Annotated in this window: 30 protein-coding genes; 12 read left to right on the forward strand and 18 right to left on the reverse strand. The window is 64.2% G+C overall.

The window, feature by feature from the left end:
- Nucleotides 1-39: 39 nt before the first annotated feature.
- From RLDS_RS0128795 to RLDS_RS0128805, 3 genes are read right to left on the reverse strand one after another with little or no spacing between them, the layout of a single operon-like run.
- Nucleotides 40-600: an RNA polymerase sigma factor gene (locus RLDS_RS0128795; protein WP_031298847.1), complete on the reverse strand. Its 561-nt coding sequence runs from the start codon at nt 598-600 to the stop codon at nt 40-42.
- A 6-nt stretch (nt 601-606) separates the two neighbouring features.
- The gene (locus RLDS_RS0128800) at nt 607-1,002 is read right to left on the reverse strand and encodes a Spy/CpxP family protein refolding chaperone (protein WP_052034204.1); all 396 of its coding nucleotides are present in this window, start codon (nt 1,000-1,002) and stop codon (nt 607-609) included.
- A gap of 41 nt (nt 1,003-1,043) precedes the next feature.
- On the reverse strand, nt 1,044-1,328 hold the full coding sequence (locus RLDS_RS0128805) for a hypothetical protein (protein WP_021227796.1): 285 nt from the start codon (nt 1,326-1,328) through the stop codon (nt 1,044-1,046).
- Between the two features lie 205 nt (nt 1,329-1,533).
- Between RLDS_RS0128805 and RLDS_RS49180 the strand changes: the two genes are divergently transcribed.
- The 12 genes from RLDS_RS49180 (at nt 1,534) to RLDS_RS49235 (ending at nt 10,437) form a co-directional block, all read left to right on the forward strand.
- Entirely contained in the window at nt 1,534-1,962 is a 429-nt protein-coding gene (locus tag RLDS_RS49180) for a DUF411 domain-containing protein (protein ID WP_021227797.1), read from the forward strand.
- Nucleotides 1,963-2,002: 40 nt separating this feature from the next.
- On the forward strand, nt 2,003-2,377 hold the full coding sequence (locus RLDS_RS49185) for a hypothetical protein (RefSeq protein ID WP_021227798.1): 375 nt from the start codon (nt 2,003-2,005) through the stop codon (nt 2,375-2,377).
- A gap of 52 nt (nt 2,378-2,429) precedes the next feature.
- Complete coding sequence (locus RLDS_RS49190; RefSeq protein ID WP_236616911.1) at nt 2,430-4,745, forward strand: copper-transporting P-type ATPase; 2,316 nt, start codon at nt 2,430-2,432, stop codon at nt 4,743-4,745.
- 34 nt (nt 4,746-4,779) lie between these two features.
- Nucleotides 4,780-5,019 (forward strand): DUF2933 domain-containing protein, encoded by a 240-nt coding sequence (locus tag RLDS_RS49195; protein WP_021227800.1) that lies wholly within the window; start codon nt 4,780-4,782, stop codon nt 5,017-5,019.
- Nucleotides 5,016-5,675, forward strand: coding sequence for a methyltransferase family protein (locus RLDS_RS49200; RefSeq protein WP_021227801.1), 660 nt, complete (start codon nt 5,016-5,018; stop codon nt 5,673-5,675). The genes RLDS_RS49195 and RLDS_RS49200 overlap by 4 nt, the downstream gene beginning before the upstream one ends.
- Before the next feature lie 66 nt (nt 5,676-5,741).
- Complete coding sequence (locus RLDS_RS49205) at nt 5,742-7,034, forward strand: APC family permease (RefSeq protein ID WP_269078224.1); 1,293 nt, start codon at nt 5,742-5,744, stop codon at nt 7,032-7,034.
- A gap of 77 nt (nt 7,035-7,111) precedes the next feature.
- The gene (locus RLDS_RS49210) at nt 7,112-7,480 is read left to right on the forward strand and encodes an ion channel (protein ID WP_021227803.1); all 369 of its coding nucleotides are present in this window, start codon (nt 7,112-7,114) and stop codon (nt 7,478-7,480) included.
- Nucleotides 7,464-7,988, forward strand: coding sequence for a DUF305 domain-containing protein (locus RLDS_RS49215; protein WP_120323835.1), 525 nt, complete (start codon nt 7,464-7,466; stop codon nt 7,986-7,988). Before RLDS_RS49210 ends, RLDS_RS49215 begins: the two co-directional genes overlap by 17 nt.
- On the forward strand, nt 7,985-8,479 hold the full coding sequence (locus RLDS_RS49220; protein ID WP_031298855.1) for a DUF6692 family protein: 495 nt from the start codon (nt 7,985-7,987) through the stop codon (nt 8,477-8,479). Before RLDS_RS49215 ends, RLDS_RS49220 begins: the two co-directional genes overlap by 4 nt.
- Nucleotides 8,476-9,051: a c-type cytochrome gene (locus RLDS_RS49225; RefSeq protein ID WP_021227806.1), complete on the forward strand. Its 576-nt coding sequence runs from the start codon at nt 8,476-8,478 to the stop codon at nt 9,049-9,051. The genes RLDS_RS49220 and RLDS_RS49225 overlap by 4 nt, the downstream gene beginning before the upstream one ends.
- A gap of 133 nt (nt 9,052-9,184) precedes the next feature.
- A complete protein-coding gene (locus tag RLDS_RS49230; RefSeq protein WP_031298857.1) occupies nt 9,185-10,132 on the forward strand; it encodes a LysR family transcriptional regulator in 948 nt (315 codons plus the stop codon).
- The gene (locus RLDS_RS49235; RefSeq protein WP_021227808.1) at nt 10,129-10,437 is read left to right on the forward strand and encodes a hypothetical protein; all 309 of its coding nucleotides are present in this window, start codon (nt 10,129-10,131) and stop codon (nt 10,435-10,437) included. Before RLDS_RS49230 ends, RLDS_RS49235 begins: the two co-directional genes overlap by 4 nt.
- A gap of 8 nt (nt 10,438-10,445) precedes the next feature.
- Here RLDS_RS49235 and RLDS_RS49240 read toward each other — a convergent pair whose 3' ends face one another.
- From RLDS_RS49240 to RLDS_RS49310, 15 genes are all read right to left on the reverse strand, one after another.
- Entirely contained in the window at nt 10,446-10,667 is a 222-nt protein-coding gene (locus tag RLDS_RS49240; protein WP_021227809.1) for a DUF2274 domain-containing protein, read from the reverse strand.
- Complete coding sequence (locus RLDS_RS49245; protein WP_021227810.1) at nt 10,664-11,875, reverse strand: TrbI/VirB10 family protein; 1,212 nt, start codon at nt 11,873-11,875, stop codon at nt 10,664-10,666. Before RLDS_RS49245 ends, RLDS_RS49240 begins: the two co-directional genes overlap by 4 nt.
- Complete coding sequence (gene trbG / locus RLDS_RS49250; protein ID WP_021227811.1) at nt 11,872-12,885, reverse strand: P-type conjugative transfer protein TrbG; 1,014 nt, start codon at nt 12,883-12,885, stop codon at nt 11,872-11,874. Before trbG ends, RLDS_RS49245 begins: the two co-directional genes overlap by 4 nt.
- The gene (gene trbF, locus RLDS_RS49255) at nt 12,882-13,565 is read right to left on the reverse strand and encodes a conjugal transfer protein TrbF (RefSeq protein WP_021227812.1); all 684 of its coding nucleotides are present in this window, start codon (nt 13,563-13,565) and stop codon (nt 12,882-12,884) included. Before trbF ends, trbG begins: the two co-directional genes overlap by 4 nt.
- Nucleotides 13,566-14,927: a P-type conjugative transfer protein TrbL gene (gene trbL / locus RLDS_RS49260; protein WP_021227813.1), complete on the reverse strand. Its 1,362-nt coding sequence runs from the start codon at nt 14,925-14,927 to the stop codon at nt 13,566-13,568.
- Nucleotides 14,924-15,202: a putative entry exclusion protein TrbK-alt gene (gene trbK-alt, locus RLDS_RS49265; RefSeq protein ID WP_021227814.1), complete on the reverse strand. Its 279-nt coding sequence runs from the start codon at nt 15,200-15,202 to the stop codon at nt 14,924-14,926. Before trbK-alt ends, trbL begins: the two co-directional genes overlap by 4 nt.
- Before the next feature lie 10 nt (nt 15,203-15,212).
- Nucleotides 15,213-15,929 carry a P-type conjugative transfer protein TrbJ gene (trbJ, locus tag RLDS_RS49270; protein ID WP_021227815.1) on the reverse strand — a complete coding sequence of 239 codons (717 nt, stop codon included), beginning with the start codon at nt 15,927-15,929 and terminating at the stop codon, nt 15,213-15,215.
- On the reverse strand, nt 15,926-18,397 hold the full coding sequence (trbE, locus tag RLDS_RS49275) for a conjugal transfer protein TrbE (protein WP_021227816.1): 2,472 nt from the start codon (nt 18,395-18,397) through the stop codon (nt 15,926-15,928). Before trbE ends, trbJ begins: the two co-directional genes overlap by 4 nt.
- Nucleotides 18,394-18,675, reverse strand: a complete 282-nt coding sequence (locus tag RLDS_RS49280) for a VirB3 family type IV secretion system protein (protein ID WP_021227817.1) — start codon at nt 18,673-18,675, stop codon at nt 18,394-18,396. The genes trbE and RLDS_RS49280 overlap by 4 nt, the downstream gene beginning before the upstream one ends.
- A complete protein-coding gene (locus RLDS_RS49285) occupies nt 18,672-19,007 on the reverse strand; it encodes a TrbC/VirB2 family protein (RefSeq protein WP_021227818.1) in 336 nt (111 codons plus the stop codon). The genes RLDS_RS49280 and RLDS_RS49285 overlap by 4 nt, the downstream gene beginning before the upstream one ends.
- Nucleotides 19,004-19,990 carry a P-type conjugative transfer ATPase TrbB gene (trbB, locus tag RLDS_RS49290; RefSeq protein ID WP_021227819.1) on the reverse strand — a complete coding sequence of 329 codons (987 nt, stop codon included), beginning with the start codon at nt 19,988-19,990 and terminating at the stop codon, nt 19,004-19,006. The genes RLDS_RS49285 and trbB overlap by 4 nt, the downstream gene beginning before the upstream one ends.
- A 209-nt stretch (nt 19,991-20,199) precedes the next feature.
- The gene (locus tag RLDS_RS49295; RefSeq protein WP_021227820.1) at nt 20,200-20,850 is read right to left on the reverse strand and encodes a hypothetical protein; all 651 of its coding nucleotides are present in this window, start codon (nt 20,848-20,850) and stop codon (nt 20,200-20,202) included.
- 215 nt (nt 20,851-21,065) lie between these two features.
- Nucleotides 21,066-21,383 carry a hypothetical protein gene (locus RLDS_RS49300; protein WP_021227821.1) on the reverse strand — a complete coding sequence of 106 codons (318 nt, stop codon included), beginning with the start codon at nt 21,381-21,383 and terminating at the stop codon, nt 21,066-21,068.
- Between the two features lie 215 nt (nt 21,384-21,598).
- Nucleotides 21,599-22,867 carry an ATP-binding domain-containing protein gene (locus RLDS_RS49305; protein ID WP_031298859.1) on the reverse strand — a complete coding sequence of 423 codons (1,269 nt, stop codon included), beginning with the start codon at nt 22,865-22,867 and terminating at the stop codon, nt 21,599-21,601.
- Nucleotides 22,864-24,678: an ATP-dependent nuclease gene (locus RLDS_RS49310; RefSeq protein ID WP_021227823.1), complete on the reverse strand. Its 1,815-nt coding sequence runs from the start codon at nt 24,676-24,678 to the stop codon at nt 22,864-22,866. Before RLDS_RS49310 ends, RLDS_RS49305 begins: the two co-directional genes overlap by 4 nt.
- Nucleotides 24,679-24,741 lie beyond the last annotated feature (63 nt).

Raw genomic sequence — 24,741 nt, forward strand, 5'->3', positions numbered from 1 at the left:
AGGGTCTGCCCTCCGTTACGCCGCGGGCAGCTTCACCCCTCAAGAAAATTCCAGTTTCTCGCGCAGCCGGTTGCGCGCGCGGTAGACGCGGGTCTCCACAGTCTTTTCCGACACGCCTAGCAGCTCTGCCGCCTCGCGCTGGCTGCGCCCGTCGATGGCGACCAGCACCAGCGCCTCGCGCAACCGGACCGGAAGCCGTTCGATTTCCAGTTTCACGCGCGCCAGCTCCTGGCGATCCAGTGCGCTACTCTCGGGATCGGGTGCATCGTCGGGCGCGACCGCTTCTTCCAGCCCTTGACCGAAGCCGAGAAAGCTCGCCGCTTTTCGCCGCCGCAACCTGTCGCGGCACTTGTTTAGAATGACGGTCGTCAGATAGCCGCCCACCGGGCGGCCCGAGTCCAGGCGTCGGCGATTGATCCAGACCGATGCGAGCGCGTTCTGCACCGCTTCTTCGGCTTCCGGTGTCGATGCGAGCATACGCCGGGCGAGCGCAAGCAAGCGCGGCGCATGAGGCTCGACGAGGCGGTCGAAAGCCCGCCGCTGGCCTGCTTTAACCTGCTCGATCAGGTCAGCTTCGTTCGTATCCTTGATCCCTGCCACGAGCCGTCATTCGCGGCCATCGCCGGTCAGGGACTTGGAGATTTGCCGATCGAACTTCTCCTGCTGCGTTTGGTCAAGCAGGCCCCGCATGGCGAAGACGTGGCGCACGGTTGCCTTCTGGAGTTCACCCATCTGCACATGGACCTGATCGATGGCCGCACCGACCTTGGGACCGTAGGAATGTTCCTCCTCCATGGCTCTCGCCAGATCGACATTGGCCGAGCGAAGCTTCGCCTCCAGTCCTGCACGTTCTGTTGCGAACTGGTGTTCAAGCTGCTCCAGCCTGGCGCTCTGATCCGGGCTGAGGTCGAGTTCGTCGTGTACGAAATCATGCAAGCCCTGGCTTTGCGGCTGCGTCCACCACTGTCCGGCAACGAAGGCGCCGATACATCCCGCGGCCATGGCAAGCAGGACAGCAAGGACGATGTGGAGACCCGATAGCTTCACGGCTCGACGTGCAGCAGAACGGCAGGTGAAAGGTCGGCGCCGGCGAAAAGCTCGTGCGATGTCGGCTCGGCCTTTGCCGGTGTCTGGATCGTGCCAATCCCGCCGCCCATGCCGGCAGCGAATATGACCGCGAAAAGGGCGAGACGCCGACGTGCGTTCGCGGCCTCGGCCATTTCCCCGGCACGCGACCAGACGCTGTCCATAAAGCCCTCAGGGACGACTTCGGACTGCATGTCGCCCAGCGATCGCAGCGCATCGTTCAATCGGGTTTCCTGATCCATCTCGCTCGCTTCTCGCTTTCTACTGTAATCTCATACGCATCCGCGCGTCATAGCCCTCATACGCCTGAACGCTTCACGCCCCTCAAAAAAAAGTGAGGGGTAAGGTCGCCTCGCGCGTAGCGGGGATATCGGGGCCTGTAGTTTCGGCCCGCCCAACCGGAGAAACGATGTGCAAATGCCCCGTGTAAACCGCTTTCGACCGGCGATGGCTTCGGCGCTTCTGTTCGCGCTCGGCGCCTGTTCGAATGCGGCGCAGGCCGCCGAGTACACCATGTTCCGGGACCCGTCGTGCGGCTGCTGCGAACAATGGGCCGAACACGTCCGTCATGGCATGAATGCAGAGATCGCTGTGAAGGACAGCGCCGACATGGCGGCCGTCAAGGACGACAACGGCGTGCCCGAAGCGTTGCGCTCCTGCCATACGATGGTGGTGGGCGGCTATGTGATCGAGGGCCATGTGCCCGCCGCGGATATCCAGCGGTTGCTCAGGGAACGCCCGGCCGGCGTTCGCGGCCTCGCGGTCGCCGGTATGCCGCTCGGTTCGCCCGGCATGGAGATGGGCGACCGGGCCCAACCCTATCAGGTCATCGCATTCGGCGAGGCGGGCCGCTCCGTCTTCAACAGCTACAACTGACCTTCGGACGCGCTCGAAGGCCTTTCAAGGAATCACCGCAATGAAAAAGCTCGTTTTTGGACTCGCCGCTTTCGCTCTCGCCACTCCCGCCACGCTGCTGGCCCAGCAAACGACGGGCGCGCAAAGCGGACATCAGGACCATGGCCAGGCGAAGACGGATGAAAGCGGCGAAACGTCGTGCCCGATGATGAACCACGGGACGATGAACAGTGGTCAGATGGATCATGGTCAAATGAACCCCGGGCAGATGAGCGGACAGGGCATGGCCCATGGTTCCGCCGATGGCCATGCGGACATGGCGCATTGTGGCATGATGGACGGGACTAGAGACCATTTGGCGACGGGCCATGATGGCCACGCGCAACATCAGGGCACCGCCGACCACAGCCAGCATCAGGGCCACACACCGCAATGATCCGGAGCGGGCAGGACGGGGACAGAGACAAGAGCCGCCGGAGAATCGAACGATGACGACCTACACATGCCCGATGCACCCCGAAGTCCGACAGGAAGGGCCCGGCGATTGCCCCAAATGCGGCATGCACCTCGTGCCGGCAGAGGATGCGCCGGCGCAGGAGCATTCGCATTGCCACGGTCATGAAACGCATCAGTCCGCAGGGGCCGCGGCAGGTAAGTACGACACGGTTCCCGCCGGCTATGGCGGCGCCGTCTATACCTGCCCGATGCACCCGGAGGTCCGGCAGACCAAACCCGGTTCCTGCCCGATCTGCGGCATGGGACTCGAGCTGGAATCGGCCGCAATGCTCGATGAAGGGCCCAATCCCGAACTGGTCGACTTCACCCGCCGCTTCTGGATCGGCGCGGTGCTTACCGTGCCGCTGCTGGTCTTCACCATGGGGCCCTATGTCGGCCTGGGCGGTGTGCGCGAGATATTCGGCGAGCGCGCGACGCTGTGGATCGAGCTGATCCTCGGCACGCCGGTGGTGCTCTATAGCGGCTGGCCGTTTCTCGTGCGCGGCTGGAATTCGTTCCGCACGATGAACCTCAACATGTTCTCACTGATCGGCATGGGGGTGATGGCCGCCTGGCTGTTCAGCGTGGTCGCGGTCCTGGCGCCGGGGATATTCCCTGACGGTTTTCGCGATCCGGAGGGCCATGTCGGCGTCTATTTCGAGGCCGCCGCCGTCATCGTCACGCTGGTGCTGCTGGGGCAGATCATGGAACTGCGCGCCCGCGAGGGCACCGGCAAGGCGATCCGGGCGCTGCTCGATCTCGCCGCCAAGACCGCGCGGAGGATCGGCGCGGACGGCAGCGAGGAAGAGGTCGCGCTGGAGGATGTCCAGGTCGGCGACCGGCTGCGCGTGCGGCCGGGCGACAAGGTGCCGGTCGACGGCGTTGTGGTTGATGGCCGCTCCTCGGTCGATGAGAGCATGATCTCGGGCGAGCCCGTCCCGGTCGAGAAGGTCGCCGGCGATCCCGTCACCGGCGCGACGATCAACGGCACGGGCAGCCTTGTCATGGAGGCGACCCGCGTCGGCTCCGAGACGATGCTCTCGCAGATCGTCGAGATGGTCTCGAACGCCCAGCGCTCGCGCGCGCCGATCCAGAAATATGCCGACAAGGTCGCAGGCTTCTTCGTGCCTGTCGTGATCGGCATCGCGGTGCTGGCGTTCATTGCCTGGGCCGTTTGGGGTCCGGCGCCCGCGCTCTCCTATGCGCTGATCGCGGCGGTCGCCGTGCTGATCATCGCCTGCCCCTGTGCATTGGGCCTGGCGACGCCGATGTCGATCATGACGGCCACCGGACGCGGCGCGCAGGCGGGCGTGCTCATCAAGAATGCCGAAGCGCTGGAGCGGTTCGAGAAGATCGACACGCTGATGATCGACAAGACCGGCACGCTGACCGAAGGCAAACCAAGGCTCGTCGCCGTGATGCCCGAGCCGGGCCATGACGAAGGCGAAGTGCTCCGTCTCGCCGCCACGCTGGAGCGCGGCTCGGAACACCCGCTCGCCGAAGCGATCGTGCGCGGTGCCGAGGAGCGCGGTGTGGCGATGGACGAGGCGAGCGATTTCGAGGCGATCACCGGCAAGGGCGTGAAGGGCACCGTGGACGGCAAGGCGGTCGCGCTCGGCAATATCGCGCTCGTCCGCGACTTGGGGCTGGAAGGTGCCGGACTGGCTGAAAAGGCCAATGCCCGGCGCGATGAGGGCGAAACGGTCATGTTCGTCATCCTCGACGGCGCGATCGCCGGCCTGGTGAGCGTCACCGACCCGGTCAAGGAAACCACACCCGACGCCATCAAGGCGCTACATGACCTCGGCTTCCGGATCATCATGGCGACCGGCGACAATGAACGCACCGCCAAGGCCGTCGCCGCGCGTCTCGGCATCGACGAGATCCGCGCCGACGTCCTGCCAGAGGACAAGGCCCGGATCATCCGCGAGCTGCAAGAGGAAGGCAAGAAAGTCGCCATGGCGGGCGACGGCGTGAACGACGCGCCCGCGCTCGCCCAGGCCGATGTCGGCATCGCCATGGGCACCGGCGCCGATGTGGCGATCGAGAGCGCGGGGATCACGCTGGTGAAAGGCAATCTCGACGGCATCGTGCGCGCCCGGCGGCTTGCCCGCGCGACGATGCGCAACATCCGCCAGAACCTGTTCTTCGCGCTGATCTACAACAGCGCAGGCGTGCCGGTCGCCGCGGGCGTCCTGTTCCCGTTCTTCGGCATCCTCATCAGCCCGATGTTCGCCGCCTTCGCCATGAGCGCCTCGTCGATTTCGGTTGTGCTCAACTCACTTCGGCTCAGGGCGGCGAAGGTGTGAGGCGCGAAACAAACCCAATTGAAAGGACGTGACGATGGTCATGGAGGATTCGCACGGCGAGGCTCACACCGCGCAGGAGAAGCATCGGCGGAGTTTCTGGAAATCGCGGGCGGGCACCGTATTCCTCGCCTTCCTGGTGCTCATCGCCTTCATGCTCGCTTATGAGCATCGGGCGCATATTTTCACGGGCTCCGGCCTGTTGCTCCTAATCGTCCTTCTCTGTCCGGCCATGCATCTGTTCATGCACCATGGACATGGAGGGCATGATAAATGAATCATGACGCCCCTTCCTATGGCCTTTGGTTTCTGGCCATCGCGAATTCCGCGATCTTCATTTTCTTCGCCTTCAGTTTCTTCAAACCTCAGACGAAGCGTGACTGGCGCAGCTTCTCGGCGTTTAGCGCGTTCCTCGTCGCCCTGTTCGCGGAAATGTACGGTTTTCCGCTTACCATTTATTTTCTCTCGGGATGGCTGCAGTCGGCCTATCCCGGCGTCGACTGGTTCTCCCACGATGCGGGGCACCTGCTCGAGATGATGTTCGGGTGGAAGACCAACCCGCATTTCGGTCCGTTCCACATGCTGAGCTTCCTGCTGATCGGAGGTGGCTTCTGGCTGATCTCTGTCTCCTGGCATGTGCTCTGGCAGGCGCAGCGTGACGGTGAAATGGCGGTGACCGGTCCCTATGCCCGGGTCAGGCATCCGCAATATCTCGGCTTCATCCTCGTCATGCTGGGCTTCCTGTTTCAGTGGCCGACGCTGCTGACCCTGGCGATGTTCCCGATCCTGGTCTTCATGTACGTAAGGCTGGCGCGGGCAGAAGAAGCGGAAACGCGCGCCCGTTTCCCGGAGAGCTTCGCGCGGTACGAAGCGCAGGTGCCTGCCTTCATTCCGAGATGGAAGCCCGCCTCTCTTTCGGAAGCGGGGAAATAGGGATTGGAGCACGACCACGAAAAGAATGATGCCGTCGGTGGCGACAACGATCTCAGCCGGAACTCGATAACGCTTACCGGCGCCGTCGCCATGGGTACCGGCGTGATGATCGGTGCGGGGATATTCGCGCTCACCGGCCAGATCGCCGAGCTGGCCGGGCCGCTCTTTCCGTTATCTTTCGTCGCAGGCGCGATCGTGACCGCGCTCGCCGCTTATAGCTACATCAAGATGTCGAATGCCTGGCCCTCGTCGGGCGGTATCGCGATGATCCTGCAAAAGGCCTATGGCCCGGGCACCGTCGCCGCTTCGGCCTCACTTCTCATGGCGCTGTCGATGGTGATCAACGAGAGCCTCGTTGCCCGGACCTTCGCGACCTATGCGCTGCGGCCATTCGGCCTGGAAGAGAACACGTTGCTGCTTTCGATCGGCGCGGTCGCGCTCATCGTTTTCGCCTATCTCGTGAATGCCGCGGGAAACCGGTCGGTAAGCGGCTTCTCGCTCATCATGTCGGCGGTAAAGATCGGCGGCATCGCGCTCTTCGCCATCGCCGCGATCTGGGCGAGCGGGTTCTCCGGCGGCGCATTCGCCGAGCCGGTGGGAATGCAGGGCGCCGAAGCCTTTGTCGCTTCGGTCGCATTCTCCATCCTCGCTTTCAAGGGATTCACCACGATCACCAACAGCGGCGGCGAAATCGTCGATCCGCATCGCAATGTCGGTCGCACGATCATGATCGCGATCGGCATCTGCGTCGCAACCTATCTATTGGTCGCCGTTGCAGTGGGATCGAGCCTTACGATTGACGAGATCGTGGAGGCTCGAGACTATTCGCTCGCCGCAGCAGCCGGTCCGGCGCTTGGTGACGCAGGATTTTACTTCACAGTGGTGATCGCGCTCGCCGCCACGGCCTCGGGCGTGATCGCAAGCGTCTTCGCGGTATCGCGCATGCTGACGATGCTCACCGACATGAAGATGATCCCGCACAGCCATTTCGGCATGAGCGGAAGTATCCGCAGCCATATGCTGATCTACACGGTGGTGGTTGCCGGCGTGCTGGCTGTCTTGTTCGACCTGTCGCGCATCGCCTCGCTTGGGGCTTTTTTCTATCTGGTGATGGACATGCTCGTGCATTGGGGCGTGTTTCGTCATCTGAGACACGAAGTCGGCGCCAAGGCCTTGATCCTTCTCGTTGCTCTGGCTGCCGACGCCGTCGTGCTTGCGGCGTTCACGGCGGTGAAGCTGCAAAGCGACCCCTCGATCGTTCTCTACGCGATTGCGGGCATCACAGCGGTGTTTGCGGCCGAGCACATGTTTCTTCGCCGCAACGAGGCCGATGCCTCACAACGACACAATCATAACTGAGAGGATAACGCGCTATCGCCGTCGCAATTTTCCTTGGCTCCGCCCTGTTCCTGATATCGGCCTGGATCCATCTTTGGTTGATCGGCCTCGCCAAGATCGCCCTTCCCCCCGGCCGACCCGGCGCGGTTCGACTGAGCGCGTCATACCTCATCATTCTGGCAAGTCATCTGCTGATCGCGGGTCTCTTCGCGGCAGGTTTCTTTCTCGCCGCACAAATGGGACTCGGCGGCTTCGAAAGCCCAGTTCTCGATAGCTGGATGGACCTCTTCTACTTCTCGCTCATTAACATCACCACGCTAGGCCTGGGCGACATCTATCCCACCGGTCACCTGCGCGCGATCACCGGCATCGAATCCCTGACCGGCTTTCTGCTGATCAGCTGCACGGCCCAGTTCGTCTACGCGACCATGAACAAGGAGGAGAGGCTGTATGCCAAACGGTCATAAAATGGAGGCAGGCGGGAGCGCCAATTACTGGCGCTTCATGGCGATGGTGGCGACATCCACCGTCATCATGTTCTTCCTCATGTACGCCAACACCTATGATGCGGACCATATCTTCTGGAGCGAGACCCGCTTCTGGATGGCCTTCGTCATGGGCGCCATGATGATGGTGGTCATGCTCCTCTTCATGTGGGGCATGTATCGCGACCGAAAAAAGAACTTCATCATTCTAGGAATCGCGGCGCTCGTCTTCGCGGTCGCGCTCTGGCTGGTGCGCAGCCAGGTCACCGTGACCGACACCGAATATATGAAGGCGATGATCCCGCACCATTCGATCGCGATCATGACCAGCGAGCGCGCCCATATCCGCGATCCTCGCGCGCGCAAGCTGGCTCACGACATTATCGTCGCGCAGCGCCGCGAGATCGCCCAGATGAAGTATCTCATCGCCGATATCGAACAGAACGGCGTGCGCACGACCGAGCGGCTGCCGAAGGGGATCGAGAAATGAGAGCCATCCTCTCCCTCGCTCTCCTCGGTCTGGCATTGGCCGGGTGTAATCGTAACAGCGCAATCGGCAATGACCGGGAGGCACGGGTCGATCCTGCTGCCAGTCCGGCGCCAATCGTCGCGGCCGGTGCTGCCCTGCAGAATGTGGAAACCGCCGCCATCAAACCCGAGACCATGAGCAATGCCGATATCTTGGCGCTGGGCGGCAAGGTCGGCCGATGCGCCATCAAGCTTACCGAAGTCGGCTTCCCCTCGTTTTTGTACCGGCCAAACGGTTCCGGTGCGATCAAGCTGAACGGCAAGCTGATCGTTCTGCCGAACACCGGCTCCGGTCGCTTCGAGGCCGATGATCTGCTCGTCGTCCTCCGCCCGGTCGACGAAGTCGGAAATGCGGGGCTCAAGGCTGCCGAAATGATCATCGTGCCTCCGGGATCCAGGGAGGAGATGGGCTACCGGGGCTACATCCAGTGCTTCAAAGGAGGCCAAGCATGAATGCGACCTGGAAAGGCGCCATATGGGGCGCAGCCGCGCTGCTGATCTTGATGATCGTCGTCGCTCTGATCGTGATCTTGACCGGTGGCTATAATGTGGCCGCGACCGATCGGCACAATCCGATCGTCGGTTGGGCGCTTACCACAACGATGGGCAATTCCGTCCGACGGCAGGCGGCGGATATCAAGCCCCCGGCCGAGTTCACGCCGGCCATGATCGCGGCCGGGGCGGGCGAATACAAAGCGATGTGTTCCCATTGCCATGGAGGCGTCGGGCAAAGCCGCGCAGAATGGGCGGAAGTCATGCTCCCAAAACCGCCGCCGCTGGCCGAAGCCGCCAAGGAATGGGATCCCAAGGAAGTTTTCTGGCTGGTTAAGCACGGCGTGAAGATGAGCGGGATGCCCGCCTTCGGTCCCACGCATGATGACAAGACCATCTGGAACATCGTCGCCTTCGTGAAAGCCTTGCCCGAAATGCCGGCAGAGCAATATGCGGGCTACAGCAGTCATCATGACGAAGAGATGCATGATGATCACGCTCACGAAGAGAGCGAAGCTCCCCACCACCATTAAATTTTGCACTTCCATGAGGTGGATTTTCGAGAAAACCGTTGTTCATACGCTGTCTCATTGGGTGCTCGGGCCGACAGAAGGCATTGGACAGGCGCTGTAAGCCTCAATGTTTTCTATCGGTTGCGCGATTGGAATGATCGAGCTGCGTCAGCTCCGCTACCTGATTGCGGCGGCACACTCCGGCAGCTTCAGTAGGGCGGCACGCACCTTGAACATCAAACAGGCAACCCTCAGCCGCCACATCCTCGAGGTGGAACAGCGTCTTGGAATTACCCTCTTCGATCGCAAAACCCGAGGCGCCACTTTGACACCGAACGGTCAGCGCTATCTCCGTACTGCCCGTCGTATCGTAAAAGAGTTCGAAGAGTTGAACGCCTGGGTTCGAGAAACTCGCGACGGCGAAAACGGAAGATTGGCAATCGGCTTCTACACGTCCTTCTCAGCGGGCAATCTGCGCGCGACACTGACAGAATTCAGCGACCGTTTTCCTAACATACAGGTGCGTGGATTCGAACGAGATCGCCAAATGCTACTGGCGGGTATCGAGAATGGCCTGCTCGATATCGTGATCATGATCGGCGAGGTGCGGTATCATCATCTCAGAAGCCGCTCATTCTGGAGTGAACGCATTTTAGTGGCCATGCCGGAAAGCCATCCGCTGGCTTCTCGCGAGCGCATTCATTGGACGGATCTGACTGGCGAGCGGTTTCTTCTGACCGAACGCGATCCCGGCCCCGAAACGCGCAACATGCTCCTGAGCAAGCTCTGGATGCCGGGTTATACGCCGGAAATCGATATGGACGACATTGGCCGCGACACGGTGCTGAGCGCCATTGCGCTCGGTGGACGCGTCTCGATCGTCGCCGAGTCGGCACTCGGCATTCAGGTGCCAGGCGTCGTGTTCCGCGAAGTCCATGAAAGCAACGGCCACATACGGATCGGTTTTTCCGGCTACTGGCGCGAGGACAACGATAACGCGGTGCTGCACCGCTTCCTAGAGTTCGTAGCCGACCGTTATTCGCTGCCGCCCTTATCGGGCCAGCAGCAATCTTCTCACCAAACAGGAAAGGAGATGCCGTGACGCATGGCAAGGCACTCATCCTCGTGGTCGTTGCGCTGGTCGCCGGGTTCGGCGCTGGCTTCGTGCTGCGCCCCATGATCGTTCCGATGCATCCGGTTGCGGCAGCGCCCGATGATGCTCCGTCCGCGCAATACCCAGTGGCACCGCGCAGCAAGCAATATTTCGCGGCGCATCTCGACAAGGCGCGGCAGGTTCTCGCTGCCTGCAAGGATGGCGCAGTGGGTGGCGATGAGTGCGCGAATGCTGAACGGGCGGTGATCGAGGCTGATGGGCATGATCGCTTCAAGCGTTTCATGGGCAACTGACGGCGCGGTCAGCCTTCCTGCGCGCGGCGTCGGCGAAAACCGCGATCTGTATCCATGAAGCGCGCGAGCATCGGCGCCACCAGCCTTTCGGGCTTGGCCGGTGAACTTCCCGTTTCGGCCGCGAGCGCTGCGGCATAGGCGACAAGGTCCCGGTGCACGGCTGCGGGCAGTTCCACCGTCAGTTTGACTGGCCGATCATCTTCGAGCGGCCCCAGCTTCAATTTCGTCATCGTGTCGCTCCAAAGGGTTCGAGCACGAGATCGCGGGTGACGATTACGTGCAGAGGATAGCCCGGCCGAATGGTCAGAGTTGGTTGGATATTGAGCTGCCGCTGGACGATCTGCTGGCCGGTCTGATTGATGGTGTCCTGCGTGCCGAGCCGAAGCGCGCGCACGAGGTCGCTGTCATTGTCGGTGGCCAGTTCGGTCCCGACACCGAGCAGCGTCGAAATCATCGCAGCCTTGAGCACGCCGCCCCAATGCTGGTTTACTTTGTCCTGCAAGCCGGCATAGCCGGCCGCGTCGGCGCCTGGCTGGCGCTCGAGAGTGATCGAGCGGCCGTCCGGCATGATGAGCCGGTCCCAGGCGAGCAGCACGCGGGTCTGGCCGGCGGTTATCTGGCTATCGTATTCGCCGATCAGCCGCGCGCCCTGCGGGATGAGCAGGATGCGGCCAGTGGGGCTGTCATAGACGTTCTGCGTCACCTGGGCGGTGATCTGCCCGGGAAGGTCCGAACGGATGCCGGTGATGAGCGCGGCAGGGATGATGCTGCCGGCCTGGACAATGTTGGGCGAGACCGGCGCGGTCAGCCGCTCGACGCTGAGGGTGCGCTGGTTGGACGCCTGCGCCATGAAGGCGCGCTTGGCGGCCTGGTCGTCTTGCGCGGCCGGGCTGGCCTGCGGCGGTGTCGCCGCCTGGCCCGGCGCGGCGGCGATCTGCGGTGCGATCGCGCTAGCCCCTGCCGCGCCGTGACCGAGGAATACCGAGCTGGTGCGCGCGGCTTCGCGCTCCTGCCGGACGCGCTGGCGCGCCGCCTCGGCGGCCTGCGCCTGCGGATTGCGCTGTCCGTTCGCTCCAACCGCCGGCACCGGCACGTCCTGTCCGCGCTGCTGGGCCGAGACGATCGGGCCGCCGAGATCGCCGGGAAGCGGCGGGCCGAGCCGCGGCGCCTGCGTATAGTCCCTTGGCCCGGAGGTGATGGTCTCCGCCGTGTTGCGGGTTTCGGTGCTGTAAAGCTCCTTGGCCTGCTTTTCGGCTGGCGGACGCAGCGCGTAGATGAGCGAGCCGCCGATGCCGAGGCCGGCAGCGATGCCGACGACGGCCAGGGCCTTACGCGACAGGCGCTTGACGCGGGGCGGATCGCCCCGGAGCTGGAAGGCCCCCGGATCGGGACGCGGCGACGCCGGCTCAGCGACGGGCGGTTCGACGGGATCGGTCACCGCCGGCCTTTCCGTCCGTCAGCGCGTTCGATGCGAACATGCTGTTCGCTGTGCTTGTCGCCCAGACGCAGCTCGGCGGCGGCGAACAGCCGGTCCACTACCATGTAGCGGCCCTGGACGCGGTAGTTGACGAGTTCGGCGCCGCCGGCGGCGCCGATCACGAATAGCGGCGGCATCTCGCCCTGCGAGATCCCGGCCGGAAACTCGATATAGACCTGACGGCCATCGTCGAAGGCGCGCAGCGGCTTCCACGGGGCGTTGTCGCCGTCGATGCGGTAGCGGAAATTGAGAGTGGCGACGTCCACGCCGGTCGCAACCGGCGCAGCGGCGGCCGCCGCTGCGTTGCGCGCCTGAAGCGCGATCAGCGCGTCGTGCGGATAGGTCCAGGAGACCGACGCCATGTAAGTCGCCGCCGTCGCGCGCAGCTCCATGTGATAGGTGCGCCGGTCGGTGTTGATGACGAGATTCGTGGATAGGTCCGGCCGGGTGGGTTTCACGAGGATATGCACGCGGGCCGATGGCCCGCCGCCGCTGGTCGTGTCGCCGATGATCCAGCGCACGGTGTCGCCGGCCGCAACCGGCCCTGAACCCACGAGTTGCTCGCCCGGCTGAAGGGCTATGTCCGTCACCTGGCCTGGCGCGGCATAGACCTGATAGAGCGCGCCTTCGGCCCAGGGATATTGCTGGATTGCGTTGAGAAAGCCGTCCCGCACCGGCTGCATCCGGGCGGCGGCATTGGCCGCACCGACACGCTGACGCGGATCGGCGGGCTCGGGCGGCGACGCATGTTCGGCCGGCACCGGCTTCAACTGGCCGGGCAGCGGCAAGGGCTCGGGAATGGTCACGACCTCGACGGGCTTGGGCGCCTCGGGCGCGAGCGTCGCCGCGATCTCGGTCGGCGGGTTGTCATAGGCGATGGCCGGCGGCTTGACCGATGAGGTGGCGCAGCCGGCCAAGGCCGCGGTGGATACGAGCAGGACCGCCGGGGCGGAACGACGAAAACGCGTCATTGCGACAGCTCCTTTGACCAGTTGAAGGCGTTGACGAAAATGCCGAGCGGGTTCTTGCGCAGGCCTTCGGGGGTTCGCGGCGGTTGTACAGCGATGGTGAGAATGGCCGACCAGTGCTCGGTGGCGGCGAGACTGCCGTCCTGATAGCGGCGTTCGATCCAGGCGATCCGGAAGCTGTCAGGTGAAGCGCGGATGACGCTGGAGACCTCCACGGCGACCTGCACCTTGCCGACCTTCGTGAACGGGTCATTGGCGCGGGCGTAGTCGTTGAGCGCGAGCGCACCCTTGTCGGTAGTGAAGTCGTAGGCCCTGAGCCAGTTCTGGCGGACGATGACGGGATCGGCCGGGATCGAGCGGACATTCTCGATGAAGCGCGCGAGATGGAACGCGATCTGCGGATCGGTAGGCCGATAGCCGGCCTCGGCCGGCGCGACCGCCTGCGCCTCGCCGAGCCGGTCGACCTGAACCACCCAGGGGACGATATGGCCGCGCGCCGACTGCCAGATCAGGCCACCGGTCAAGGCGAGGTTCAAGGCCATCGCGCAGAAGAAGGCGAGCCGCCAGTTCTTCCCCTGCACGACCGGCTCGCCAATGCGGCGATCCCATTCCTGCCGGGCGGCCTGATAGGGCGTTACGGGCTCGGGAGTCTGCGCAAAGCGGATCGAAGGGCGTCGGAACATCTAGTCTTTCTCCCGGATGTCGGGACCGCCGGCGCCGCCGTGGCTGTCGCCAGCTTTGAGCGTGTGTGCGGCAAGGGTCGCGTTGTGGGTCATGGATTGGCGGCGCTTCATCGCGGCCGCCCAGGCGGGCAGCGCGGCAGGGCCGGATGCGGAGGCGTCAGCGGCCGCAGTGGCGGGTGCTGATCCGCCGGCGATCGTGCCGCCAGATGCGGTGAAGCCCGCACGCGCGCCGGAGCGGAAGCTGGCCTTGATCGCTTCGCCGCCTCTGGCGGCCGCCTTGCGCAACGGTGACATGGCGGTGTTAGCGGCCGCCTGGCCGACCGCGCCCATGCCACCTGCGACAGCGCCGGCGCCGCTCTTGCCGAGCGAGCCGAGGCTGTAGGCGCTGGCGGCGCCTCCGGCCATTTGCGCCCCGCCACGCGCGGCCGCGCCGGTCATCCGACCCGCCGCGCCGATAGCGGAGCCGGCGGCACCGACGCCCAGGCGTGCGGCGGCCGCGCCGCCAACCAGGGCGCCACCCGCAGCGAGCGCCGTGCCGGCAGCCGCGCCCGCACCAAGCTGCGGACCGCCGGAGACGATGCCATTGGCGATACCGGGGCCGAAGATCGCCAGGCCGAGCAGCGATAGAGCCGCAAGGGCGATGGCCATGACCTGGTTGATGTCGGGTTCGACGCCAAGGCCTGCCGCGGTGAACTGGCTGAACAATGTGGTGCCGATGCCGGTGATGACGGCCAGGACCAGCACCTTGATGCCGGTCGACACGATATGGCCCAGCACGCGCTCGGCCATGAACGCTGTGCGGTTGAAGAAGGCGAAGGGCAACAGCACGAAGCCGGCCAGCGTCACCAGCTTGAACTCGATCAGCGTGATGAAGACCTGAACTGCGATAATGAAAAAGGCCAGCACCACGATCAGCCAAGCGATAAGCAGCACGAGAATCAGCGCGAGGTTGGCGAAGACGGCCCACAGGCTGGAGAACTGGCCCGCTGCGTCGAGCAGCGGCTTGGCGGCCTCAAGCCCGGTCGCCGCGATGCTGCCCGGCTTCATGAACTCGGCCAGGCTCAGGCTGTCGCCGCTCGCCTTGAGACCGAGGCCGGCAAAGCTCTCGAAGACGATCGTCGCGAGGGTGTGGAAGTTGCCGATGATGAAGGCGAAGAAGCCGATATAGAGCGTTTTCTTGATGAGCCGCTGGAGCACGTCCTCGTCGGCGCCCCAGGCCCAGAACAGCCCGGCGATGGTCACGTCGATCGCGATCAGCGTTGAGGACAGGAAGCCCACTTCGCCGCCCAGTAGGCCGAATCCGCTGTCGATGTAGCTTCCGAAGACGCCCAGGAAGGTGTCGATGACGCCGGTGTCGTTCATCGCCCGGCGCCCTCGTGATCGTCGTGGTGGAAGAAGCGGCGGCGGTTCTCCGCCCAGGCAGCCTCGCACCCGCTGTCCGGCATGGTGAGCGTGGCGCAGCGTTCCAGCTCGCGGTTGAGCCGGCTGCGCCCTTCGGTGTCGCGCACGATCGCGGGCATCGGCGGCAGCGCGGGCGCGCGATCCCTGGTGGCGGCGAGGATCGCCACCGCCATCATCAGACCGGCCAGCGCTGCCACGCCTGCGATTTTTGCCGTGCGCGAGGTTCCATGCGGCATGGCGCGCGCCTCAGTTGCCCATGAAGCGGCGGAAGCGTTCGCGACCTTCGGCCTCTTCCGCGGCCTGGCGCGCGGATTCGAGCGCCTGCGCCCGACCCTGCGCGGCGACCGTGGCGGTCAGGTCCGCGAGCTGCTGCGATTGCAGCGCGAGAAGCTGGTTTCCGGTCTGCGCCGCTTGCAAGGCGCCAGTCGCCGACTGGCTGGCAGAGACCAGGCTGTCCATCGAAGTGCGGGCGCCCTCGATATTACCGACGGCGCCGGCCTGCACCTTCAGCGCGTCCTCGAAGGCGCCGACGCTATCCTCCCAGCGGGCGTTGGCGTTGGCGACCATCTGGGCGTGGTCGCCGGTCAGCGCCGTGCCGGTGTAGCGGTTGTTGAACGCCTGCTGGATGTTCTGGACATCATAGGCGATGCGCTGCGCCTGGCCCAAGAGCCGCTGGGTGCGCTGCACCTGTTGCTGCAATGTTGCAAGCGAGCTGAACGGCAGCGAGGCCAGATTGCGCGCCTCGTTGAGGAGCGAGGTCGCCTGGTTCTGGATTTGCTGGATCTGGTTGTTGATCTGCTGGAGCGACCTGGCGGCCGTCAGCACGTTCTGGGCGTAGTTGCTGGGATCATAGACGATCCCGCCGAATTGCGCGTGGGCCGGCGCAGCGATTAACATCGGCGTGACGGTCGAGACGGCAAGGGCGCCGGCCATCAGGGCGCGGCGGAGCGGAAGCGCTTTCACGGGATGATCTCCATTTCTGGCGTGAGGGGAAGTTCGGGCTGGAGGCCGGAGCCGGGGTCGGGCAGCAGCTCGGCGGCCCAGGCGCAGCCGCGATGGCGCAGCCATTCGGCGGCGAAGGCGGCGGCCCCGTGGGTTTCTATGATCTCGGCGATGGCGAGCTGATCGGACTTCGACGAGGCGGCGGCGAAAGCCAGCGCCACTTCGCCCAGGCCCAGCTCGAACAGGCGGTTGCCGCGCCGCGACTGGCAGTAATAGTCGCACTTCGGCGTCGCCCGGCTGAGGATCTCGATTTGGCGCGCGTTGAGGCCGAAGCGTTCGTAGATCGCCGCGATCTGCGGTTCTGCCGCCCGCTCGTTGGGCAGGAAGATGCGCGTCGGGCAGCTTTCGATGATGGCCGGCGCGATGCTCGACGTTTCGATGTCGGCGAGGCTCTGCGTGGCGAAGACGACGCTGGCGTTCTTCTTGCGCAGCGTCTTCAGCCACTCGCGGAGCTGGGCCGCGAACGCAGGGCTGTCCAAGACCAGCCAGCCCTCGTCGATGATGATGAGCGTGGGCGAGCCATCGAGCCGATCGCCAATGCGGTGGAACAGATAGGAGAGCACGGCCGCCGCCGCGCCGGCGCCGACCAGGCCCTCGGTCTCGAACGCCTGGCACCGCGCCTCGCCGATCCGCTCCGCCTCGGCATCGAGCAGTCGGCCCCAGGGACCGCCGACGCAATAGGCGCCAAGCGCCTGCTTGAGCGGCTGGCTCTGCAATAGCACAGCGAGGCCGGTCAGGGTGCGTTCGGACGCCGGCGCGCTGGCAAGCGAGCCGAGTGCCGACCAGATATGCTCCTTGGCTTGCGGATCGACCGCGACGCCTTCGGACGCGAAGATCGCCGCCAGCCATTCGGCCGCCCAGGCGCGCTCGGCGGGATCGTCAATATGCGCGAGCGGCTGGAGCTGCACCCCTTCGCCGCCGTCGTCGGCGAGCATCCCGCCCAGATCCTGCCAGTCGCCGCCCATGCCAATCGCGGCGGCACGGATGCTGCCGCCGAAATCGAAGGCGAAAACCTGAGCATTTTCGTAGCGGCGAAACTGCATCGCCATCAGCGCGAGCAGCACCGATTTGCCGGCGCCGGTCGGGCCGACGATCAGCGCATGGCCGACGTCGCCGACATGGATGGAAAACCGGAACGGGGTGGAGCCTTCGGTCTTGCCGAATAGCAAGGGGGGCGCTTGCAGATGCTCGTCCCGTTCCGGCCCCGCCCACACCGCTGACAGGGGGATCAGGTGGGCGAGATTGAGGGTGGAGATCGGTGGCTGACGGACATTGGCGTAAACATGACCCGGCAGGCTTCCCAGCCATGCCTCGATCGCGTTCATCCCTTCGGGGATGACGGTGAAATCGCGGCCTTGGATGACCTTCTCGGCCAGCCGCAGCTTCTCGGCCGCGACCGCCGGATCGCGGTCCCACACCGTCACCGTCGCTGTGACATAGGCCATGCCGGCATAGTCGGCGCCCAGCTCCTGCAAGGCGGTGTCGGCGTCGGCGGCCTTGTTCGAGGCGTCCGAGTCCATCAGGACCGACGCCTCGTTGGTCATGACTTCCTTGAGGATGGCGGCGACCGACTTCCGCTTGGCGAACCACTGGCGCCTGATCTTGGTCAGGAGCCTGGTCGCGTCGTTCTTGTCGAGCATGATCGCCCGCGTCGACCAGCGATACTCGAAGGCGAGCCGGTTCAGCTCGTCGAGCAATCCGGGAAAGGTCGCACTCGGAAAGCCGACGATGGTGAGGGTGCGCAGATGATGCTCGCCCAAGCGCGGTTCGAGTCCACCCGTCAGCGGCTCGTCGGCCAGGAGCGCATCGAGATACATCGGCGTCTCGGGCACGCGCACGCGCTGCCGGCGGGTCGAGATCGTTGAATGGAGATAAGTCACGGTCTCGCTATCGTCGAGCCAGCGGACCTCGGGCACGAAACCGTCGACCAGGCTCAGCACCCTGTCGCTGCGGTCGGTGAAGCTCGCCAGCCGTTCCCACGGATCGACGCCGGTGCTGGACTTCCCCTCGTAGAGCCATCCTTCGGCGCGGGCCGCGTCCCCGGCGGGAGGCATCCACAGCAGGGTGAGGAAATAGCGGCTCTCGAAATGCGCCCCTTCCTCGCGGAACTGTTCGCGCCGTTCCATGTCCACGAGCGCCGACACCGGATCGGGGAAGATGGAGTCCGGGTAGTCGAGCGCGGGCGTGCGCTGCGCCTCGACGAAGATCGCCCAGCCCGAGCCCAGGCGGCGCAGCGCATTGTTCAGCCGCGCCGTGGTGGCGACCAGCTCGGCGGACGTGGCGCTGTCGAGATCGGGGCCGCGGAAGCGCGCGGTGCGCTGGAACGAGCCATCCTTGTTGAGCACGACGCCTTCGCCGACCAGGGCGGCCCAGGGCAGGAAGTCGGCGAGGTGAGCCGCCTTATTGCGGTATTCGCGTAAGCTCATCATGGCCGCATCCACGCCGGGTAACGGAGATGGCGGCGGGCCACGTCCACGAATTGCGGATCGCGCCGCGCGGCCCAGACCGACAGCGCATGGCCGAATGCCCAGATAACCAAGCCGGCGATCCAGAGCCGCAGGCCCAGGCCGATGGCGCCCGCCAGCGTGCCATTGACGATGGCGAGCGCGCGGGGGGCGCCGCCGAGCAATATCGGCTCGGTCAGCGCCCGATGGACCGGCGCATGGAAGCCTGCAATCAGCTCGCCAGGATCGGCCGCGTCGCTCATGCGACCAGCGCCCCGCCGCCGAACGAGAAGAAGGACAGGAAGAAGCTCGACGCGGCGAACGCGATCGACAGGCCGAACACGATCTGGATCAGCCTGCGCGCGCCGCCCGACGTATCGCCGAACGCCAGCGTCAGGCCGGTAATGATGATGATCATCACTGCGATGATCTTGGCGACGGGCCCTTCGATGCTTTCGAGGATCGACTGGAGCGGCGCTTCCCACGGCATGGACGAGCCCGAGGCGTAGGCGGGCGCGGAAATGGTCAGGGCGACGAGGCCGGCGGAGGCGGCGAGCATGGCGCGGCGTGCGCCATGCCGAACGGCATGGATCATGGGAGGACTCCCGGTTGGAGGGTGGAGAGCGACGCGAGGCGGTAGTCGCCAGTTGCGGCGTCGAGCCCTTCGACGCGGGCCAGCTCTGAGAGCCGGCGGCCGGTCCCGTCGCGGACCAGCACAGCAATGAGGTTGATGGTCTCGGCCAGCAGCGCGCGGGGCACCGTGACGACGGCCTCCTGGATGAGCTGCTCCATGCGGCGCAACGCGCCGAGCGCGGAACCGGCATGGATCGTGCCGACGCCACCGGGATGGCCGGTGCCCCAGGCTTTCAGAAGGTCCAACGCCTCGGCGCCGCGTACCTCGCCGATCGGGATGCGGTCAGGGCGCAGGCGCAGCGACGAGCGGACGAGATCGGAAAGCGAGACGACGCCATCCTTGGTCCGCATCGCCACCAGGTTCGGCGCGGCGCATTGCAGCTCACGCGTGTCTTCGATCAAGACGATGCGGTCGTCGGTCTTGGCGACTTCGGCCAAGAGCGCGTTGACCAGGGTGGTCTTGCCGCTGCCGGTGCCGCCGGCGACCAGGATGTTGGCGCGAGCGGCGACGCTTGCCCGCAGGACTGCGGCCTCGGCCGCCGACATGATACCGGCGCGCACATAGTCGTCGAGCGTAAAGACCGCGACGGCGGGCTTGCGGATCGCGAAAGCCGGGTTCGCCACCACGGGCGGCAGCAGACCCTCGAATCGCTCGCCGCCTTCCGGCAGCTCGGCCGAGACACGCGGGCAGCGCGCGTGAACTTCGACACCGACATGATGCGCGACCAGGCGCACGATGCGTTCGCCGTCCGCGGCGGTCAGCGTGATGCCGGTGTCGGAAATGCCGTCGCCGAGCCGGTCGACCCAGAGCCGGCCATCAGGATTGAGCATCACTTCGATGACGGCGGAGTCTTCCAGCCACGCAGCGATCGATGCCCCGAGCGCCGTGCGCAGCATCCGCGCACCGCGTGAGCTGGCCTCGGAACGGATCGGGTGGATGGTCAAGAAAAGGCCCCTGGATTGGGCCGGGCGAACCGCCGCCCGGCGTCAGGGGCACATCAAGAGAGACAGAAAGGGCTGCGGTTCAACAAGTAAATGCGGGCGTAGTAGTGTAGCGAAGTAATACAGGGAGCAGCGTAGATGATTGCGCGTCAATCAACTGACCGATCAGCTCTTTTATGGACAGCCGACGATAGGGTGCTTTGCGTATTTTGTCATGCCGCCAAGGCGGATTGCACGTTGCCCGGAAAGAGCCGCAACGCAAACGAGTTGGCAATCTGTCGAGCACATGATTCAGACAGACCGGTCACGTCCCCGACCAAGGCGCTGCCGTCAAAAAAGCTCTTGGGCTCAACGCCGGCAGCAATCAGCTGATAAGTTCGAAATAAAACTTTCCCTATATCGCCCTCGGGAGATTGTCTAACCATTTGATCATATTCCGAATTCAGGCTGATATGATCCCAGTGAACCGAATAATACTTCGTTGCCTTTGATATGTGCAGAAATGGAATCTGGCGCCGTTGGCATTCATAAAACCAGGCGTCCCGGGCGGCGGAGTGTCGCTTATTGAAAAGTCTCCAAGCTGGGTCGGGCCATTTGATCCCTTTGAAAATGAATCGCAGGAATTCCGACGAGGTTCTGTCGTAACCTAGGTGCGCTGCGCGATCCTCGAAGGCATCGAAATCCGCCTCGTAAACCGTCACGTCGGGCAGATGATTGGAAGTCGCCAAGTAAGCCGAATTGGATCGAAATCCTATTAGGGCGGCAATCGCCTCCGTGGCGTGCGCGGAGCGCATTTCAAAATCACCCATCAGGGTGGTTTTGAGCAAACGAATATTCGCAGATGTTGGCAGCAGGATAGCCATACGAATTCCAACGGGTCGTGTCGGTCGCCATTTAATCGATCTGACCACTGGTTTCGCGGGCAGACTAAAGATTTAATCGAAACCTATTTAGCTTGGCGACAGGCATGGAGGTAAGGCCAGCAACAAAGCTGGTCGCGTATCATGCGACTGTCAACCGTTGCTCTGCGTTTTGCCCGATCACGGCTGCGGCTACCGGCGCTTTTGCGCGTCCCGCCTCATGATCGCTGGCGCACATCCAGCACGATATCGAATTCATCGGGCTCCGCGTCGGAGGCTGTGCAAGGAGTCATCGTCGCGCAAGCCTGGAAAATTCGCGCCTTGTCCGGGCCCTCCGATGTTAGCCAGACGCCAATGACTGCCTCGCGAATGCGAGCGTTCGAGTTTTCAAAAACATCTTTGAAATAGCTCGTGGCGGCATCTTCCGGAGTTGCGCAGCCGAACACGGTCGATGGGTCCTCGCCCATTTTCTCGTCGTGCATATCCGCGAAGTAATCTTTGTGGGTGCCGACGATTGCGAGATTTCTTTTTCCCATCCGAGCCCCCGTCTATCGCACATCACGACTCTTTGACAATCCGCATGCGGAAAAAGATACACATGATAACGCGTGGCGCATGACGAGAAATCGGGACGATAGATCGCTGTGCGCCACAGCTGGCCTCCCTAAAGCGGCCGTCCGTTCATCTCGTTCATACTGACGGTAGTTGGATTTTACTGCCGGTCCCAAGGCTGTCACACGACGTCGAGCATTCAGGCGAACGGCGCGGCACCGAGAATATTCTGGCCCTGGACGATGACATTGCACCACCGTTTCGCCCGGGTGATTGCGTTGTAGAGTAGGCGCCGCTTATGTTCGGCATCGCCGCCCACCTGGTAGGGCCAGAGGACCACGACGCCCTCGAACTCCCTGTTCTTGGCCTGCTGCACCGTCATCGCCGCTAGCTGATGCGACGCGCCGCCGCCATGCTGCCGTCGCAGCGAAACCTGCCGTGCAATCACTGCCTCGATTTCTGTGCGGGTGAAATTTGCCCTTCCACAGGCGTGAAGCTGGTTCTCGACCCATGATAGGGTTGCCCGCACTGGGCCGGTCCGCGGCATCGCTCGTAGCGCTGTGCAGGCCGCAGCAGCCGACGCATCAGCAGCAAGATCGAGACCGGCGATGATCGCCTGTGCCTCGTCGCGGTCATTGCCCTCCCAATGAACGGTATAGGGTCCGTTCTGTTGTTTGCCGCAAGGCCCCTCGGCGAGGCGGGCGACAACCGACTTGGCAAACCCGCCTTGCAGAGCCGGTGTGATCACCGCGACATCGCCGCCCTGCCGCCAGGCGATGGCATTGGCAAGCAGCGTCGTAGCAAGCGGCACGCTGGCTCCTGGCGGCAGCAGCTTAAATCCCGCGCCGTTGACCGGCGCATTGCCCGCGCGGATCGCGGTCGCTGCCGCCAGCAAGCCCGGCGCGTTCGTGCGGCGCACCTGCATCAACGTCTCCGGCTCAGCGTCCTCTTGCAGCCAGGCGACCAGCGGGTTAGGGCGAAGCGCCTGATCGAGGCACTGGAACTCGTCAGCGGCGATCAGCGCATGGACGGCGCCCGCGAGAGCCTTGAGCATGCGCAGGCGCTCTGGCTTCAAGTCCTGACCTTCATCGACGAGCACGATCGGAAAGCTCGCCGCGACCCAAGCGTAAACCTGTGGCTGCTCCAGCAGCAATCCGGCTGCGTCGCAGACGCGATCGAACTCGCCCTCGGTCGCAGGCGCGAGGGCGAGCGCACCTGCCAATCCTCTCCACCGGCGATAAATGCGCCATGCAAAGGCGTCGATTGTGCAGCATTCCACGCGCCCGCGCAGATTGGCGACCGAGCGCAGCCGCTCGGACAGGCGCCGCCTCGACCCGTGCATAAAAGTGAGCGCGAGAACGCGCTGCCCGTCGTTGAGCGGATGGGTTTCGAGCCGTTCCGCCAGCATCTCCATCAGCCGGTAAGTCTTCCCGTACCCCGCACCGCCCTCGACTGCCTGGATAGTCACGGTGTGAAGACCTTGATCGCCGGATGGTCCAGGTCCGCCACGAACAGCGGATTATCGGTGCCCTCGGCCACTTCGGTGATCGCGTTGAGGAGCGATCGCGCTCGCGCGCAGCATGCTTCATTTGCGCCGATCGCCCCGGCAATCGCCTCGTAGCTGGAACTATCCTTCTTGAGCCCGCCTGTTGCCCGCACCTCGTCCTTGAGGCGCGCGACAAGATCGGCGACATTCGCTGGAGGGTTGTCGATGGAGATGGTCGGCAGGCAGGCGGCTGCGTCGGCATCAATAATCCAGCCGATCACATCCTCAAGCATCTGGCCATCGGCCCAACGCAGGATGATCCCCGAGTTAGGCGCGCTGGCGTCGGCAAGCGCATTGGCATAGCCCACGCCTTCCGGATCTCCATCGACCAACGCGACCACGCGTGGGTGAAGCGGGGACATCGTTGCCACTGTTCGCAACACGGCCCCGTCATGGGTCGGGATGACGCCGACGAAGGCGTCGAAGCGGCATTCATCGGCTGCCGCCCAGCTCTGATGGAGATCGACGGCCCGGACGAGCAGACCCAGCCATTCATAGTCCGTGCGGCCCTCAGGAATCAGTACGAAGTCGTGCATGACCGCCGCAATCGTCTCGACGCGGTTGACCTGGAACAGCTTTCGGATGCTGTTGGGCGTATCCGCCGGCAAGGTCGATTGTAGCAGAGGCACCGAAGTCAGGACGCCGCTTTCGTTGCGCAGAACCGCGACGCCACTTGGGTCAGCCAGCGCAGCGACCATCGGCGAGTGGGTCGAGACAAGGGTCTGGGATGACAGTGACTGTATGCGATGCACCAATCGCCGCTGCAACGCCGGTGGAACGTGCAGTTCGGGCTCCTCCAGTGCCATCCAGAAATTCTCGTCGGCCCCGACCCGCAGTCGCCCAAACTGCAGCAGCAGCAACAAATGCTGCAGAGACAACAGTCCGCTGCCGTGCCGCTTCGCCGGGAGCGGTAGGTCCGCCCCATTTTGGGCGTAGTGCGAAACGACGGATTCGAGCAGTCCGTCGGAATCGGTGGCCGTCACGCGCAGATGCAATGTTGGTTTCGTCCGAAAAAAGCCGCGCAGTTCCTGATTGAGTTGATCGACGATTGGCGCGAGTCGTTCGTCCTGTTCGAGCCTCGCTTGCGGCGCGCGCAAACGGTCGCGCTCGGCAAGGACAGATTCCGAAGGCTGTCCGTCGCCAGCCGCGACTACGCGGCGGAACAGCTCAGAACCGAACGACACGGTCCGGTCCCACGTCCGCGTTGCAGGCACGAAGAAGAAGCCGAGTTCGCGGATCAGACGGGCTGAAAGCGGAGTCGCCATCTCGTCGTCAAACACATCGCCGACACTGTCGTCGTCGTGGAAATAGCGCAGCGTCTCTACCTCGAGCGAGGGCCGATGGAACCGCGCCGAGAAGGCAATCTGGCAGGCGAGCTTCCATGCCGGATCCGTACGTGCGGGATGGACGGCGCCGGTCGCCGCGTTCCACCATTTGACGATTCCCCTGTCGTCCCGGAACCAATCCGGATGCTGGGCCGGATCGTCGTCGTGGAAACCAATCACCGTTGCGGTCAGCCGAATACGATCTGCTGGCTTGGGATTGCTGCCATGGAAGTCATGCTCGGTCAAAGAGCGGATCATCCGGTCGCGGCCGAACAAGAGCGCCAGTGCCTCGATCACCGTGGTCTTACCGCAGTTATTCGCACCAACAAGCACCGTGTGCGGCGAGAAACGGACTATGCCATCTTGCACGCCCCGAAAGTTCTCGATCTTAAGGCTGGCGATCTCCATTTCATCCCCCCGCTATCGATCGGATGGCTCCTGGAGCCGTATCAGGCGTCAGCATGAGATCGG

The sequence above is a fragment of the Sphingobium lactosutens DS20 genome (genome assembly GCF_000445105.1).
Classification (GTDB): Bacteria; Pseudomonadota; Alphaproteobacteria; order Sphingomonadales; family Sphingomonadaceae; genus Sphingobium; species Sphingobium lactosutens.

Bases quoted from the DNA above. Each gene is read 5' to 3' on its own strand.
- RLDS_RS49190 (WP_236616911.1), top strand. From the start codon at position 2,430: ATGACGACCTACACATGCCCGATGCACCCCGAAGTCCGACAGGAAGGG.
- RLDS_RS49225 (WP_021227806.1), top strand. From the start codon at position 8,476: ATGAATGCGACCTGGAAAGGCGCCATATGGGGCGCAGCCGCGCTGCTG.
- RLDS_RS49185 (WP_021227798.1), top strand. From the start codon at position 2,003: ATGAAAAAGCTCGTTTTTGGACTCGCCGCTTTCGCTCTCGCCACTCCC.
- RLDS_RS49195 (WP_021227800.1), top strand. From the start codon at position 4,780: ATGGTCATGGAGGATTCGCACGGCGAGGCTCACACCGCGCAGGAGAAG.
- trbF (WP_021227812.1), bottom strand. From the start codon at position 13,565: ATGTTCCGACGCCCTTCGATCCGCTTTGCGCAGACTCCCGAGCCCGTA.
- trbG (WP_021227811.1), bottom strand. From the start codon at position 12,885: ATGACGCGTTTTCGTCGTTCCGCCCCGGCGGTCCTGCTCGTATCCACC.
- trbL (WP_021227813.1), bottom strand. From the start codon at position 14,927: ATGAACGACACCGGCGTCATCGACACCTTCCTGGGCGTCTTCGGAAGC.
- RLDS_RS49310 (WP_021227823.1), bottom strand. From the start codon at position 24,678: ATGGAGATCGCCAGCCTTAAGATCGAGAACTTTCGGGGCGTGCAAGAT.
- RLDS_RS49280 (WP_021227817.1), bottom strand. From the start codon at position 18,675: ATGAGCGACGCGGCCGATCCTGGCGAGCTGATTGCAGGCTTCCATGCG.
- RLDS_RS49215 (WP_120323835.1), top strand. From the start codon at position 7,464: ATGCCAAACGGTCATAAAATGGAGGCAGGCGGGAGCGCCAATTACTGG.
- trbE (WP_021227816.1), bottom strand. From the start codon at position 18,397: ATGATGAGCTTACGCGAATACCGCAATAAGGCGGCTCACCTCGCCGAC.
- RLDS_RS0128800 (WP_052034204.1), bottom strand. From the start codon at position 1,002: ATGGCCGCGGGATGTATCGGCGCCTTCGTTGCCGGACAGTGGTGGACG.
- RLDS_RS49240 (WP_021227809.1), bottom strand. From the start codon at position 10,667: ATGACGAAATTGAAGCTGGGGCCGCTCGAAGATGATCGGCCAGTCAAA.
- RLDS_RS49295 (WP_021227820.1), bottom strand. From the start codon at position 20,850: ATGGCTATCCTGCTGCCAACATCTGCGAATATTCGTTTGCTCAAAACC.
- RLDS_RS49220 (WP_031298855.1), top strand. From the start codon at position 7,985: ATGAGAGCCATCCTCTCCCTCGCTCTCCTCGGTCTGGCATTGGCCGGG.
- trbK-alt (WP_021227814.1), bottom strand. From the start codon at position 15,202: ATGCCGCATGGAACCTCGCGCACGGCAAAAATCGCAGGCGTGGCAGCG.
- RLDS_RS49230 (WP_031298857.1), top strand. From the start codon at position 9,185: ATGATCGAGCTGCGTCAGCTCCGCTACCTGATTGCGGCGGCACACTCC.
- RLDS_RS49180 (WP_021227797.1), top strand. From the start codon at position 1,534: ATGGCTTCGGCGCTTCTGTTCGCGCTCGGCGCCTGTTCGAATGCGGCG.
- RLDS_RS0128805 (WP_021227796.1), bottom strand. From the start codon at position 1,328: ATGGATCAGGAAACCCGATTGAACGATGCGCTGCGATCGCTGGGCGAC.
- RLDS_RS49285 (WP_021227818.1), bottom strand. From the start codon at position 19,007: ATGATCCATGCCGTTCGGCATGGCGCACGCCGCGCCATGCTCGCCGCC.
- RLDS_RS49200 (WP_021227801.1), top strand. From the start codon at position 5,016: ATGAATCATGACGCCCCTTCCTATGGCCTTTGGTTTCTGGCCATCGCG.
- RLDS_RS49300 (WP_021227821.1), bottom strand. From the start codon at position 21,383: ATGGGAAAAAGAAATCTCGCAATCGTCGGCACCCACAAAGATTACTTC.